Genomic DNA, 16,052 nt, shown 5'->3' on the forward strand with positions numbered 1-16,052 from the left:
TACAAAATGATAGATGCGGTTTATTTTTACACCACAAAGAAATTGCTTAATAATTAAAATTGAATATTAGAATTTGGAGGTTTATTGATCTCTTTTTTGTTGTGCAAAAAATAAAAAAACCAATAATGATTAACCATAATTTTATAATTATTATTGATTTTTTTATAAAATCATTAGAAAAGAGGATGTCTTTTTTAATGATTAAATTAATCATTTTGAGACATCCCCCTTATCTCTTATATTCCCCTCTCAAGATCAATAATAGCAAGATAGGACGTTTTCCGGAGTGACTTTCAAAATGAAACGACTAAACTATTAAATTTAATTTAGAAATTCTTCTTTTGCAAGGCATGCATGAAAACTTCCTATCTCTTTTACACTATGTTTCCTTTAATGCATCCCACTCTGGTCTTAATATCCCATACAAGTACATATCATACCGTTTGCCATCTCTATGAATAAATTCTCTGTAGACTCCTTCTCTTTTAAAACCTAATTTCTCATATAGTTTTATTGCAGTTTCATTGTATTCAAGTACTGTAAGATATATTCTATGAAGATTTAACTCCTCAAAGCCAAACTCCATTGTTAATTTAAAAGCCTCTTTTGCATAGCCAAGCCCTCTATGTTTTTTTTCACCAATTCCTATGTATATTAAAGCTGTTCCATTATTCCAAGATATATTTTCAAATCCTGTAACACCGACAAATTCTTCAGCTTCAAGATTTTTTATAGCAAAAATGTAAGAAGAGTTGCTTTTTCTTATGTCGCTAACCATTTCTTTTACATCTTCTATATTCTTAGGAATAGCACTTACAGTATCATAGTGACGCATGAATGATACGTCATTGTACCATCTTTGAAATTCAAAAACATCCTCTTCATTCAAAGACGTAAGTTTTACTTTTTCTCCAACCAAAAGATTATTCACTATATAACCATCCTTCCTACTTTAACTTACAACTAAGTATAAGTTATCTTCAATAAAGTAGACTAGCTATGAACTATGCCATTTTATTAAAAATAACTTATTAATCATCACCTTCGGTGTTGCAATACTAACAGCTCAATATGTATTTTTTCTCTAGCTTATAAGGATAATATGATAATTTAGATTTTCGAAGGCCTTCAATTCCAAGATCTTGCTCTCTATTAATTATCTTTACATCACTAAAATATCTTTCAATAAAAGTTTTATTAATAAAGCTGTATATTCCCTTAAAATTCATATCTCCCTTTTCAATATGGATCACTGCCAAATCATCATTTAATTTTTCCCCTAAACTAAATGCTACAATTTCTTCACCTACATAAACAGCTATACCCTTAACATCAATAATATTTAGATTTTTTATAAGTCTTTTTATGCCAAGTAATTCATTACGAAGTACATTATCCTTATTTTCTTCATACCATGATTCTGCTGCAAATATTACATCTTTTAATACCTCTTTATTCTCATAAGTAATGTCTTTAACTTCATAAGCATAATTCTTTATAAAAGAGTTATAGTGATTTTTCTTGCCATGAAGTTTCTTACCTGAAAGCTCCATAAGTTTTTCTGCTTCATATAAATAATCAAAATTATCTCTATCTTCCCTTATGCACATATCCAAAGTTTCACCATATATGTCTCTTATTTTTTCAATAAAAGTCTCTTCTAAATCTTTAAATAAATATGTCATACTATTTTCTTTCTTATAATTGTTTAAAGCATCTATTATTTCTTTAAGATTTTCGTCTTTATAGCCCAAAGGCTGCATAAAGTAATATTTCCCATCAAAGTCCTTTTTTCTTATTATTAATGCCTCTTTATAAATAGTAAAACAAATATCACAGGCTTCTCCCCATATATATAAAGTTGTGAAAGAATATTCACAACTTAGGAATTTATATGGAAATATAAACTTATCTATTATACTCTTATCTTCTATTGTAATTCTTTTAAAATTCATAATATCAACCTTTCCCCTTATGATATGTCATAAATATCGTCATTTTTACACTTATATTAATTTTAGACCGTTTGCCCATTATTTACAAGTAGATACCTTTTTGAACTATAGTTACCAAATAGGTACTCCGCATTACAAAGTGATTTAATTTTCCTTTTCTGAATTTATATTAACCACATTTGGTGATGCAATTATTGGATTTTACATTTATAATATTATCATATAATATAGTATAATGTACTAATATGATATCATATTACTAAATGAAGAACATTAAAATAAATAACAAACCAACTTTAATTCGCAAATTATTTATATCATTCCCTTATAGTGTTTTTATACAACTACTTTTTCTAATCTTAATGTACTTATTAATTAATGTAGGAGGTGATTTACACTTGAACAATATTTCTCTAATATTAGCATTTTCAGCCGGCCTCCTTTCCTTTTTATCGCCTTGTGTTTTACCACTAGTACCAGCTTACATAAGCTATTTAACTGGAATAGCCGTGAATGAGCTTGATAATAAAAATGCTAAATTAAATGTATTGTATAAATCTTTTGGATTCGTTATTGGTTTTTCTTTTATCTTTATTTTGATGGGTGCCTCTATTACCTCATTAGGTAAGCTTTTATTTTTAAATAAACATATATTTAGACAAATCGGTGGCTCTCTAATGATATTGTTTGGACTTCATACCATTGGTTTATTAAAGATTAAACTACTTTATAGAGAAAAAAGATTCTTATCCTTTAATAGAGCTTCTGGTAAATTCGGCTCTGTCCTTATGGGAATGGCCTTTGCCGCTGGTTGGACTCCTTGCATTGGACCTATTCTATCACCTATACTTATGTATGCTAGCAGCTTTGAAACTATTAGCCTTGGGATACTTTTACTTTCAGTATATTCATTGGGTCTTGCAGTTCCCTTTATGTTAACTGCGCTTGCAATAGGAAGCTTTACAAAGCATAAAAATAAAATCTTTAAATATTTACCAGCTATATCTATAATAAGCGGAGTGATTCTAGTTATAATGGGTGTTTTGATTTTCACAAATAAAGTAAGCATTTTAAGTCGTTACTTGAATTTCTTTAATTTCTAACCACATCTTTAACAACATTTTGGAAGCTTCAAGTCCGCCATCTTCTATAAGTGACAGTTGCCTAGCCCAGAAAGGTCACTTTGATGCAATCTAAATCTGCTTCCAAAGTTGTTAATATTTCAGCATCGCAGATGATGATTTAACGCAATACTTAAACTAATTGGAGGGTGAATAATGAAAAAAATAATTTGGCCGTTAATATTTATTTTAATATTTGGTATAAGTATTTATACTGTAACTAATTACAATAAAAACAAATCAAAGGATTCAGACATAATAACTAAAGAAACTCCTACACAAAGCACTACAGTTCCAAATGAAAGTACAGATATTAAAAAAGATAATCCTACCGAAATCGTTACTAATCCAGAAAAGATAGCTGCTTTGGATTTCAAACTGAAAGATTTAAATGGAAAAGATGTATCTCTTAGCGATTTTAAAGGTAAAAAAGTAATGTTAAACTTTTGGGCAAGTTGGTGTCGTCCTTGCATGTCTGAAATGCCTGATATTCAAAAATTATATAATGAAACTAAAGATTCTGATTTAGTGATCCTAGCTGTAAATCTTAGCGAGGATAAAGCCACAGTAAAATCTTTTGCAGATATCAATAAATATAACTTTACAATTTTATTAGATTCAGAAGAAAATGTAGGTAGACAATATACCATTACCGCTATCCCAACCACCTTCTTTATAGATAAAGAAGGTAATATTATATCAACAGTAAAAGGTGCTATTACTCTTGAAAAAATGAGGATGTATATTAGTAAATTATAAAATTATGTGGTGAATAAGCTACATTTTAGTACAATCAATTATAAAAAGCTTCTGAGCAATTCATACGAATTGCTCAGAAGCTTTTTATGGTTCTATTTATATATATCAGAGAATTCTATTGATAGATTTTCTTCATATTTGGCATCAAGTACCTCTTTGTTATTAAGATTTCTTTCTTCTTGCTCTTTATCAACCAATCTAACTGGTAGTGTTATAATAAACTCACTTCCCTGTCCCTCAATGCTATTTGCATAAATTTTACCCTCATGCATTTCTACAAGGGATTTTACCAGTGCAAGCCCTATTCCACTGCCTTCATTTTGTCTTGATGTAGATTTATCAATTTGTGCAAAACGCTGAAAAATAAATTCTAATCTGTCTTTTGGAATTCCTACACCTGTGTCCTTTATAGATATCTCAACAAAATCACCCTTATCATAAATATTAACTAGGATACTTCCATTTATCTGCGTAAATTTAACTGCATTAGATAATAAATTTAATATTATTCTTTCAATTTTCTCTTCATCAAATGCCATTATCTTTTCTTCTACATCCGTATCAAATATAAGAGTTATCCCGCGGCTTTTTATATATTCAGCTACGGATTGAGATATTTCCTCTATAACATAGACTATGTCACCATTTCTTAAAAGAGGCCTAATGTAGTTTCCCTCTATTTTAGTGGTGTCTATTATATTATTTATAAGTCTTAATAATCTTAGGGAATTCTGATTCATTATATTAATATAATATATGATCTTTTCATCCCCTAATTTCTTTGATCCATCAAGGGATTTTAATAGTTGTATTGCGCTACAAATTACATTTAAAGGTGTTCTAAGCTCGTGTGACATATTAGCAATAAATTCTGTTTTCACTTTATCATACGCCCTAAGTTCTTCAACTAATCTACTACTTTCTCCACTTTGCGCACTTAGTATTTCAACTTGATTTTTAGCTATTCCAAGCTCATGGACTAATGACAATGCTTGTTTTACTGAATGCTTTAAGGTTATCAAAGTATTTATTCTAGCTAATAGTTCAATCTTATCAAAGGGTTTCTTTAAATAATCATTTGCACCACACTCAAAGGATATAACTAAATTCTCTACTTTGCTATCTGCAGTCATAATTAACACTGGCAATTCAAAAATAGACTGTCTTTCACGAATAATTTGACATACCTCATACCCTGAAATATCAGGCATCATCATATCAAGGATTACTAAATCTAAATCTGAATTTTCATCTATTAGCTTTAATGCTTCGCTGCCGCTTGATGATTCTAAACATTCAAAAGTATCGTTTGTTAGGAACTTCTTTAACACCTTACGATTTACATACTCATCATCAACTATTAAAATCTTATACTTATCTTTACCACTTGTCTTTATATTTTCTTCAACAATCTTTTTAGCATCTTCCATAGACATATTTGCAATACTAGGCTTTATTTCTAAAGGTTTTAAATGCTCATCTCCCCTATCTTTAGTTTCTTCATGTTCTTTACTATAATAGCTTTCTTGCTTATTACCTTCTAGTTGCTTAATGGTACATAACGGAAGTGTAAAAACAAATTCACTTCCTTTCCCTACAACTGATGAAACCTCTATTGTTCCACCCTGTATTTCAATAAGTTCTTTAGTTACATAAAGACCTATTCCTGTCCCACCATACTTCTCAGAAATTCCTTCTACCTGCTCATATCGATTAAATATCTTCTGAAGTTTCTGCTCTGGAATTCCTATTCCTGTATCCTTAATACAAAACTGAACAAAGGAATCTTTTATAGTATATGATAAGGTTATTTCACCCTCACGTGTAAATTTCATAGCATTACTCAGTAAATTATATAAAATTTGCTGTATCCTGTCTTCATCTCCAAATACATAAGGCGCGTTTTTATCAATATTATTTGTAAAAGTAAGATTTTTATTATTTATAGATATCTGACTAAACTTTATTACCATTTCTACAACACTACATACATTGACTGCTTTCCTATGTAACTCAATTCCATTATTTTTAAGTTTAGAAAACATCATCATATCATTTACCAGGTTAGATAGCCTTTTAGCGCTAGCATTTACCAAAAACAAATCTTCTCTAAGCTCCATATCTAAACTGGCATCCTCATTATTTACTATGCCTTCGGTTAATCCAATAATTCCATTAAGCGGAGTTTTTAGTTCGTGAGAAGTTACAGCAAGAAAATCATCCTTTAACTCATTCAAGGATTTAAGATTAGCACTAACATCCTCAATATTAGAAAGTTCATTTGCTTGACGTTTTGATAAAATATAAAAATTTATAATTATAAATATTAAAGTCCCTATGGACGCTAAAGAATTTGTAATTATAATGCTATATTCATATAATATATCATTAACTCTTGTAATAAATAATGCAAATAATCCCACCACAACAATATAGTCAGTTTGTCCACTCTTTATATATGTTTTAGAAATCTTGAACATCATATAAAGTATAGCTGCAAGGGAAAATACTTCAAATGGAGCTATAACATATAAATAATATTCCATGGGCATGAACAAAACAATAACTGAATATGCTACAGCTATATAATTAGATAATCTAACTAACCAACTTGCCATGATTTCCTTATAGGAGTTATGTACAAACAGAATGATAAATGGAATATAAGCGTAGAATGTCCAAACTTTTATTTTTCCAGACACAGTATAATTAAAATAAGGTAATAGTGAAATTATAAAACCTTCACCAATAAACAATGTTCTTATGGCAATAATTACGCATATAATTGCAAAATATAATTGAGTTTTATCTTTTTTTCTATTAATAAATACCCCAAGGCTATATATAGCACCCATAATGCTGCATCCAAAAACAAATAAACTTAAAGCAATATTCCTCTCCCTAGTAGCTGCAACCTTCTCTGCACCACCTAATATCAATGTATCTATGTATCCAATTTCATTATAGAAATTGCTAACTTTAAGTACTAAATATGCTTCACCATTTTCCACATAAAAAGAGCCCATTGCTGGTACTAATTGAGGGATCATTTCACTTTTAGTTTTTCCAACCCTCCCCACAAAAGTTATTAACTTATCCCCAGCCCAAAGTTCATATGCACTTTGAATATAGTCTACTTTTACTGAATAAAGCTCATTAGTATCATTCATGAGTATCTTTAATCTATAAGTAGCATATCCCTTCTTCCCAAAGATAGCTGGGAAGGTTTGATACTTAATTGTTTCCATAGAATCACTTTTAATTTTTTTTGGAATTCCCAATTCACTATCATATACCTCCCATTCCCCATTAAGTTTTATCATTCCATCCCTTTCAAAATCCCAATTCCTTAGATCTAGTATTCCTTTACTTGCTAAAGGAATACTCTTGTTTGTATGGCTAATCTCACTGCTACTTTTAATTATCATAAGAAATATAATTAAAGTTATGGCTAGTAAAATAAATAATTTACTTTTATATGACTTAACTCTATCAAGCTTAACTTGTACCATGAATTTACTCCTTTGTTAATTATATTTATAATAACTTTTTAAGCTATACGCACAATATATAATAACATATAAAATGTCATATTAAATAGTATATATGTATAAATGTTATTTTTTCACTGAAAGATTTCTTACATATTTCAGTTTTATATGTAAGTATATACATTTTTTATAGTTTTCATTATAAATTTATTTGAATAGCCTTAAATTTATGGTATAATTTTAATAGGTTATATTTTAAGGAGTGTGAACATATTATGGACCCCGAGGGTACGTGGCAAATTATATCTTTAGCAATTTTATTAATGTTTTCAGCATTTTTCTCTGCTTCTGAAACAGCTTTGATGTCTTTAAGCAAAATTAGGTTAAGGCACATGGTAGAATCAGAGATTAAGGGAGCCGATGGAATTGATAAGTTACTTAAAAATCCTACTAAGCTTTTAGGTGGTATTTTAGTAGGAAATAACATTGCAAATATCGGTGCTTCTGCACTAGCAACTTCCCTTGCAATTAAATATTGGGGAGCTACTGGCGTCGCTATTGCAACAGTTGTAATGACAATTCTTGTATTGATCTTTGGAGAAATAACACCAAAGTCACTAGCTGCACAAAATTCCGAAAAAATTTCTTTGAAAGTTGCTGGACCAATACGTCTAATTACCTTCATTTTAAATCCGATTATTGTAGTATTAATTTTTATAACTAATAGCTTTATAAAAATACTTGGTGGAGACCCCGATAAGCAAAGACCCTTTATTACTGAAGAGGAATTGAAAACAATGGTAAGTGTCAGTCACGAAGAAGGAGTTTTGGAAGGTGAAGAAAAGCAAATGATCTATAATGTATTTGAATTTGGAGACTCACAGGCAAAAGATGTCATGACTCCAAGAACTGATATGATTGTAGCCAATATAAACTCAACTTATAGTGAACTTATAACAATTTTCAAAGAAGAGCAATTTTCTAGAATGCCCATATTTGAAGACACTGTAGATAATATTGTTGGAATTTTATACATTAAGGATTTAATTTTCTTTGAGGATGAAAAAGAAGAATTTAGTATAGAAAAACATATGCGTGCACCATATTTTACTTATGAGTTTAAAAGCACTGTTGATTTATTTGCAGACATGCGTGCAAAACGTGCACCTATAGCAATTCTACTAGATGAATATGGTGGTACTGCTGGACTTGTTACAATTGAAGATTTAGTAGAAGAAATCGTTGGAGATATAGAAGATGAATACGACGATGATGATGATAAAATTGAAGTTATTAAAGAAGATGAATTTATCGTTGATGGTGATACAAAAATAAGCATGGTAAATGAAATGATAGGATTAAATATAGAGTCAGAGGACTTCGATTCCATAGGTGGTTTCGTTACAGGCATACTTGGAAGGCTTCCAAAGACAGGTGAAACAATACATTATAACGATACAAAGTTTATCATACAAAGTACTAATAAGAACCGGATAATAAAAATTAAAATTATAACATAAAATAAATAAAAAGTACCCTAAACATAAGAATTCTATGTTTAGGGTACTTTTTATTAAAAATTCTTTCTAGGAATTCTACCTTGTATTTTCTTTTCTATAGCATCTAAAATAAGCTGATCCTTTGGAGCTGCAAATAAATATGTAAATCCTTCTTCTCCAGCCCTTCCCGTTCTTCCTATACGATGTATATACCCTTCTGCTGTTTCAGGTATATCATAATTATAAACATGACTAACTCCATTAATATCAAGCCCTCTAGCTGCTACATCTGTAGCAATTAAGTACTGAATATCACAACTCTTAAAGGCTTTCATTATTTTCTCCCTTTTTGATTGTGTTATATCAGAATGTAGCTTTTGGCAATTATAACCCTTCTTATAAAGAGCCATCTCAAGATCATCAACTCTTCTTTTAGTTCTACAGAAAATTATAGCCATAAATGCATTATCCTCATCTAAAACCTTACATAAATCTTCTTGTTTTCTTCTATCTGTAGTTTCTATTAAAAATTGCTTTATATTCTTAAGGGTTGGTTCTTCTTTTTTAATGATTATTTCTTCAGGGTCATTCATATACTTATATGCCATTTTTTTAACATCTGAACTCATTGTTGCTGAAAAACAAAGTGTTTGCCTGTTTTTTGATGTTTTTGAAACTATATCTTCTATGTCGTTTTTAAATCCCATAAGAAGCATTTGGTCAGCTTCATCTAGCACTAAGGTCTTAAGATTATCAAGTTTAACCGTGCCACGGCTGAGATGATCTAAAAGTCTTCCCGGTGTTGCAATGACTAAATGAATATTTCCTTTTAGTTTTTTAAGCTGCGACCCTATATCTTTACCACCATATGCAGCTAATATATTTAAGTTTTTACTCCCTGCAAGTTTTCTCGCTTCCTCAGTTATCTGTATCGCAAGTTCTCTTGTTGGTGTCAATATTAAACCTTGAATTGTGTTTATATCTGCTGACATATTATCAAACATTGGCAATAAAAACGCAAGGGTTTTTCCCGTTCCTGTTTGTGCCTCTGCTATAATATCTCTTCCATTTTTTATCAACTCAATACTGCGTTCTTGAACCTGTGTTGGCTCAGTTATTCCTTGGATTTTAAGTATATTTAAAAGATCTTCTTTAATTCCTAACTCTTTAAACTTTATCATACTAATTTACCTTTCTATTTAAAACATATTTTTGTCGACCCATTATAACACTAGTGCCACCCACGTGGCAAGTGGCATGATTGAATAATTCTAGCATATTATATAATCATACCTTATTTATTTATAGACATTGCTCTAAATAATCTTCATTGGAATCAATTGTACTATTAAACATAATAAATTCTATAGTTGTCTGATAAATATAATTTTATTGCTTTTTTTTGAAAATCTTGTATAATATAATTATTACATTCCTATGTTAGAATATTTAAAATATATTGCAAATTGAATGTAATCTTCATACATCATTCAATACGATTATTATTTCTTATAACTGATTAGAACTTAGAAAAGTTTATAACTTTCTAAATTTTAATAGATATGACATCATGGATTTTCAGAAGACCATAAACTTAAAGGGGGAATTGTAAATGGTTTCAAAGTCAAAGAAAACCAGAGAACCTAAGTTATGGGAGGCGTTAATACCGATCATCGGTACAATCGCACTTCTAATGTATACTGTATTACCTTTTTTTAAGGTTGAACAGTCAGTTCATATTCCATTAGTTTTGGGAACATTGATAGCTGCAATAATAGCTATTACCAGATTAGGTTATTCATGGCAAGATATCGAAGAAGGCATCATAAGTACTATTTCAGGTACTATGCAAGCAATAATCATTTTAGCAATTATAGGTATGATTATAGGTACATGGATTCTAGGTGGTATTGTGCCTACACTTATTTTTTACGGATTAAAAGTATTAAACCCTGGTATTTTTTTAGTTGCAGCATGTATACTTTGTTCTATTGTATCATTAGCAACAGGAAGCTCATGGACTACTGCAGGTACTGTTGGTATAGCCTTAATGGGTGTTGCTATAGGACTTGGAATACCGGCTCCAATGGCAGCTGGCGCAATAATTTCCGGTGCATACTTCGGTGATAAAATGTCTCCTCTATCAGACACAACAAACTTAGCCCCGGCTATGGCGGGTTCAACTTTGTTTGATCATATTAGGCATATGGCCTATACAACAGGTGTGAGTTTAGCAATCGCTCTAATTGGCTATGCAATACTTGGATTTGGATTTGCTGGCAAAGCACTTGATACATCATCCATAGATACATTAACAACTTTAATGGCTCAAAACTTCAATATAACACCACTTTTACTTTTAGTTCCTATTATAGTTATAGTTATGGTAGCTAAAAAAGTACCAGCTATTCCTGGCTTATTTATAGGCGTTTTACTTGGTGGCGTTGCAGCAATGCTAACTCAAAATGCTAGTTTTTCTGGTGTAATGAGCGCAATGCAAGATGGTGTTGTATCAGAAACTGGTAATGAGATTTTAGATGCACTTCTTACTAGAGGTGGATACCAAAGCATGATGTGGACTATATCCCTAATTCTTGCAGCACTTTCTTTTGGTGGTACACTTGAGAAAACAGGAATGCTTGAAGCCCTTTCAAAACGTATACTAAAATACGCAAAGAGCACTGGTTCTCTTGTAACAGCTACAGTATTCACATCAATATTTACAAATGTACTTGCCGGAGATCAATATCTTTCAATAGTACTTCCTGGAAAAATGTATAAAGATGAATTCCATAAAAGAGGACTAGCACCTAGAAATCTTTCAAGATGTCTTGAAGATGCTGGTACATTAACTTCACCACTTGTTCCATGGAACACTTGTGGAGCAACTATGTCTACTTATTTAGGAGTTGCAACAGTATCATATCTTCCGTACTGCTTCTTAAACCTTGTAAATCCATTCGTATCTATATTCTTTGGATTTACAGGAATTACAATGATGAAGCTTGAAGATGACCCATCAGCTCCAGAGTATAAAGGAAAAGCCGCTGCTCAGGCATAATAAAGACTATAAAAAAAGCCTTGTTGAAATTTCAACAAGGGCTTTTTTTATATATTTTTTTTATGTCTTTCATTTACATTGGCAAGTATCTTATCCTTTAATAAATCCCCTTGCTGTACAAATGAAATTAGAATCTTAGATGCCATATTGAAATTAATATTGAGGTCTGTATTTCCATCATCCTCTGATATAATCTTTACTATTTCATCAAAGGATTTCTTTGATTTTATACCACTTATTTTATCCCCTTTGAAACGTCTTTGCCTCGTAAATGCGTATAGAAGTGTAGTATCATCATCAATTCCATGAACTGCACAGAAGGCAATATCATCAAACTTTATAGTTCTTATATTAAATGGCTTGCATATTTTTATCTTTTGATCATCCACCGTTATAGAAAGTATAAGTCCTTTATAAAACTGCCAAGCACAAGTAATAAAAAACACAAGTAAAACTGTTTTCAATACAACATTAGGAATGAACATGTAACTTACTATTGCTAATAAAAATGATACAGTAAAAGAAACCCCAAGTTTTTTTAAAGAGTCAGGCTTGCCATTAAACTTCTCCATAATATCTCCCTTTATTTAAAATTATTTCGAATTAATATCCATGTTTATCCTTCCGTCTTTTATCTCAATTATCCTGTCAGTCTTTTCTGCTATCCTCCTATCGTGTGTAATAATTACAAAAGTCGTCTTAAACTTTTCATTTACGTCTTTAAGTATGGTATAAATATTTTCTGTTGATTCAGAGTCTAGATTTCCAGTAGGTTCATCTGCAAGTATTATTTTAGGACTATTAATTAAAGCTCTAGCAATGGCTGTTCTTTGTTGCTGTCCTCCTGACATATTAGATGCTAAATTATCTTTTACTTTATATAGTCCAACTAAACTCATTAACTCCTCAGCTCTTTCTTTAATCTCTTTAGAAGGCTTTGGATTATTCATCATATAAGGAATAAGTACATTTTCTATAGCAGTGAATTCTGGTAGCAAATAATGAAATTGAAAAATGAAACCTATAGTTTTGTTTCGAAGTGTCGCAAGGTCATTTTTTTTCATACTATCTGTTCTTTTTCCATCTATATAAACCTCTCCACTTGTTGGTTTATCTAAAGTTCCAATAATATTGAGTAGTGTGCTTTTACCACTTCCTGATTGCCCTATAATTGAATTGAATGAGCCTTCTTCAAAATTTAAATTTGTGTCAAATAACACCTGTGTCTTTACCTCTAATCCATAAATCTTATTAATATCTTTTAATGTAATAATATTAGCCATTTTTAATCACCTCAATTAGTTCTAACTTTGAAGAGCTTCTTGCCGGTATAAGTGAAGCTAAAGATGCTGAAGCCACTGCAATGATACCTGATATGGCAATAAATTTATAGTCTAAGTAAATTGGTATTACCGGTGTACCATCAGGATTCAATGCAAACTTTGTAAAGATTAACATCAGTGAAATCCCAAGTATTATTCCAAGTAATGCTCCTGCAATTCCAAGTAGTAATCCTTGATATAAGAAAATTTTGCTAGCATCGCTATCTTTTATCCCCATTGCTTTTAATATTCCAATTTGTTTAGATTTTTGAACAACGGTTATAGCAAGTACACTTGCTATTCCAAGAGTTACTGATATAAGGACAAAAACTTGTATCATTAAGCTAGAAACACTTTGTCCACTAAGACCACTAAGTAATTCTTCATTTTGCGCCTTCCAATTCTCAACCTTTATATTATCATCAGATAATCTCTCTCCTACTTTTATTGCGATTTCATCTGCTTTAAATACATTCTTTGAGCTTACTTGCATTTCTATTGAGGTTACTTTATTTTTAAAATCGAATATATCCTGAGAAGTCTCAATACTTGTTATAATCCATGATTTGTTTATACTTGATACCTTCAAGTCATAAAAACCTGTAACTATAGCCTTCTTAGTTTTCCCATTAGGTGTAAATAAAGAAATTTCATCCCCAATATTAATATTAAATTCTTCTTTTAATTTCTTCCCTACTAATACTTCATACAGGCCTTTAGGCATGTCTCCTTCATATACTCTAGCCTTTATGTTATATAGGTCATTCTCTTGTCCTAAGTCAAAGCCTCTAATAAGTATTGGGGCAGTTTTATCACTATATTTTATAAATGCAGGTGAATCAGCTGTCGCGGATATTTTTTGAATTCTACCATCTGAAAGTTTTATTTGAGATAATTTTTCTTTATAACTATCTATGGTTTTGTCATCCTTATTTGATACAACTGTTATTTGCGAAGAATTTCCTATGGTTTTATCTATAAGACTTTTTTGTAAACCTTGTATAAGTGAACCTATAAAGATTTGTACTGAAACCCCAATAGCTATTCCTATAGCTATTAAGATGGTTTGTCCCTTGCTTGATTTTAAAAATCTTACAGCTATTTTAAATGGCAATTTCATTCTAGGTCCTCCTTTTTAAGATTTTTAATATCATTAAAATTATCTATAAACATATCTGCACCAACTATTTTAAAAGCCTCTGGATTATTTTTGAAAGCATGTCCACCTACCAATATGTTTAATTTTTCATTGCTATAACTTCTTATTTTTTCAATAGTAGCTTTAACTGCAACAAGATTATAAGAATTTGTTACACTTACAGCTAAATACTTCGGATTTATATAATCTATGACTTTTAAAAATTCATCTCTAGGAGTGTTGCTTCCTACAAAAATACTCTCATATCCACATAAAGTAAAAAAATCTGAAACCATTCTAGCACCTATCTCATGATACTCTTCACCGGGACAAATAATAATAACCGTTCCATATCTTGTATTCTTAATAGTTTCACGTCTTTCCTTAATAACATAGGGATAACAACATTCAATAATCGTCCTAATTATTGAACTTCTAACATGTTCTTTCCATATAGACACTCCATTTTCGTGAGTGCTGGATTTCATATTATTTAATGAAGGTGCCAGTACATGAGTATATAATGAAACAATATCAACCTTTTTCTCTTCCAAGGAAGTTAGGATAAGATTTACTGCGCTTTCTTTATCCTCATTCTCTAGCAGATTTATGAATTTATTATAAATATCCTTCATACCACCCCTCGCTTTCTGATAATATTTTTTTTAATAATACATATTACCATATGATTTTATTTATATTTTATCATATTTTTATAATATTTGAAATATTCTTTAAGATATATCTTCATAGTTAAAAATAGGCACATTGAAAACTCATTGAATTTAAATAAGTTTTCAGTGTGCCTTAATCATATTTTTATTAACCTAAAGCTACATCTAGTATCATCATAATTACAAAGCCTACCATAGCACCAATAGTTGAAATATCTGTTTTCGAATCTTGTTGTGATTCAGGTATTAATTCCTCAACAACTACATAAATCATTGCACCTGCTGCAAAAGATAGCGCATAAGGAAGAATTGGTTTCATTGCTATTACTGCAAATGCTCCTATGACCCCTGCTATAGGCTCTACTATCCCTGATGCTTGACCATACATAAAGCTTTTAAATCGTGAAAAACCTTCTCGTCTTAGCGGAATAGAAACCGCCGCCCCTTCTGGAAAGTTTTGAATACCAATTCCAATTGCCAGTGCAACAGCTCCTGCTAATGAAGCTGAAGGTAATCCGGCAGCTACTGCTCCAAACGCAACTCCAACTGCAAGTCCTTCTGGTATGTTATGCAAAGTTATAGCAAGTACCAATAAGATACTTCTTTGCCAACTAGTTTTAATTCCTTCTGCTTCTTCTATTGGTAAGTTAAGGTGTAGATGCGGTAAAATTTTATCTACTGAAAAAAGAAACGCTCCGCCTGTTAGGAATCCCACCGCTGCAGGTATCCACGCTGGGGTACTTGTTTGCTCTGCCATCTCTATAGCAGGGGCAAGCAGCGACCAAAAACTGGCAGCGATCATAACTCCTGCTGCAAAGCCAAGCATACCATTTAACACCTTTCTATTAATAGTTTTAAATGCAAATACTAGTGCTGCTCCGAGTGCTGTTACTCCCCAAGTAAATAGTGTTGCAAAAAGAGCTTGCATCACGGGGTCAAAATTTTTAAGCCATTCTATTATCATAAAAAATCCTCCATTCTCAATTCTTCCAACTTTCTTATATTATAACTAATTGTCACGTTTTAAACAAA

At 30.8% G+C, this 16,052-nt stretch carries 13 protein-coding genes; 4 read left to right on the forward strand and 9 right to left on the reverse strand.

The annotated features are described in order from the left end of the window. Positions 1 to 379 precede the first annotated feature (379 nt). Positions 380 to 934, reverse strand: a complete 555-nt coding sequence (locus LGK97_RS05770; protein WP_226258928.1) for a GNAT family N-acetyltransferase — start codon at positions 932 to 934, stop codon at positions 380 to 382. Between the two features lie 124 nt (positions 935 to 1,058). Further along, positions 1,059 to 1,958, reverse strand: a complete 900-nt coding sequence (locus LGK97_RS05775; protein ID WP_226258929.1) for a DUF2156 domain-containing protein — start codon at positions 1,956 to 1,958, stop codon at positions 1,059 to 1,061. Positions 1,959 to 2,353: 395 nt separating this feature from the next. Here LGK97_RS05775 and LGK97_RS05780 point away from each other — a divergent pair, with 395 nt between their 5' ends. Together LGK97_RS05780 and LGK97_RS05785 are read left to right on the forward strand one after the other, a co-directional pair. Next, entirely contained in the window at positions 2,354 to 3,058 is a 705-nt protein-coding gene (locus LGK97_RS05780) for a cytochrome c biogenesis CcdA family protein (protein ID WP_226258800.1), read from the forward strand. Positions 3,059 to 3,232: 174 nt separating this feature from the next. Continuing rightward, positions 3,233 to 3,835 carry a TlpA disulfide reductase family protein gene (locus tag LGK97_RS05785; protein WP_226258801.1) on the forward strand — a complete coding sequence of 201 codons (603 nt, stop codon included), beginning with the start codon at positions 3,233 to 3,235 and terminating at the stop codon, positions 3,833 to 3,835. Positions 3,836 to 3,927: 92 nt separating this feature from the next. Here the strand turns inward: LGK97_RS05785 and LGK97_RS05790 are convergent, their stop codons facing one another. Continuing rightward, positions 3,928 to 7,347, reverse strand: a complete 3,420-nt coding sequence (locus tag LGK97_RS05790) for an ATP-binding protein (protein ID WP_226258802.1) — start codon at positions 7,345 to 7,347, stop codon at positions 3,928 to 3,930. A gap of 254 nt (positions 7,348 to 7,601) precedes the next feature. Between LGK97_RS05790 and LGK97_RS05795 the strand changes: the two genes are divergently transcribed. Further along, the gene (locus tag LGK97_RS05795; RefSeq protein ID WP_226258803.1) at positions 7,602 to 8,846 is read left to right on the forward strand and encodes an HlyC/CorC family transporter; all 1,245 of its coding nucleotides are present in this window, start codon (positions 7,602 to 7,604) and stop codon (positions 8,844 to 8,846) included. Between the two features lie 53 nt (positions 8,847 to 8,899). On the opposite strand, the gene LGK97_RS05800 is transcribed toward LGK97_RS05795, so the two are convergent. After that, positions 8,900 to 10,006, reverse strand: coding sequence for a DEAD/DEAH box helicase (locus LGK97_RS05800; RefSeq protein ID WP_226258804.1), 1,107 nt, complete (start codon positions 10,004 to 10,006; stop codon positions 8,900 to 8,902). A 431-nt stretch (positions 10,007 to 10,437) separates the two neighbouring features. Between LGK97_RS05800 and nhaC the strand changes: the two genes are divergently transcribed. Next, entirely contained in the window at positions 10,438 to 11,886 is a 1,449-nt protein-coding gene (gene nhaC / locus LGK97_RS05805; RefSeq protein WP_226258805.1) for a Na+/H+ antiporter NhaC, read from the forward strand. Between the two features lie 47 nt (positions 11,887 to 11,933). Here the strand turns inward: nhaC and LGK97_RS05810 are convergent, their stop codons facing one another. The 5 genes from LGK97_RS05810 to LGK97_RS05830 all read right to left on the reverse strand — a co-directional run bounded on the left by LGK97_RS05810 (position 11,934) and on the right by LGK97_RS05830 (position 15,984). Next, the gene (locus tag LGK97_RS05810; RefSeq protein ID WP_226258806.1) at positions 11,934 to 12,458 is read right to left on the reverse strand and encodes a hypothetical protein; all 525 of its coding nucleotides are present in this window, start codon (positions 12,456 to 12,458) and stop codon (positions 11,934 to 11,936) included. A 21-nt stretch (positions 12,459 to 12,479) separates the two neighbouring features. Continuing rightward, positions 12,480 to 13,169 carry an ABC transporter ATP-binding protein gene (locus LGK97_RS05815; protein WP_226258807.1) on the reverse strand — a complete coding sequence of 230 codons (690 nt, stop codon included), beginning with the start codon at positions 13,167 to 13,169 and terminating at the stop codon, positions 12,480 to 12,482. Then, positions 13,162 to 14,328, reverse strand: a complete 1,167-nt coding sequence (locus tag LGK97_RS05820) for an ABC transporter permease (RefSeq protein ID WP_226258808.1) — start codon at positions 14,326 to 14,328, stop codon at positions 13,162 to 13,164. Before LGK97_RS05820 ends, LGK97_RS05815 begins: the two co-directional genes overlap by 8 nt. Continuing rightward, complete coding sequence (locus LGK97_RS05825) at positions 14,325 to 14,981, reverse strand: B12-binding domain-containing protein (protein WP_226258809.1); 657 nt, start codon at positions 14,979 to 14,981, stop codon at positions 14,325 to 14,327. Before LGK97_RS05825 ends, LGK97_RS05820 begins: the two co-directional genes overlap by 4 nt. Positions 14,982 to 15,168: 187 nt before the next feature. Further along, positions 15,169 to 15,984 (reverse strand): ZIP family metal transporter, encoded by an 816-nt coding sequence (locus LGK97_RS05830; protein WP_226258810.1) that lies wholly within the window; start codon positions 15,982 to 15,984, stop codon positions 15,169 to 15,171. Between the last annotated feature and the right edge of the window lie 68 nt (positions 15,985 to 16,052).

Origin of the sequence: Clostridium sp. CS001, assembly GCF_020443565.1 — a bacterium.
Taxonomy (GTDB): domain Bacteria; phylum Bacillota; class Clostridia; order Clostridiales; family Clostridiaceae; genus Clostridium_AD.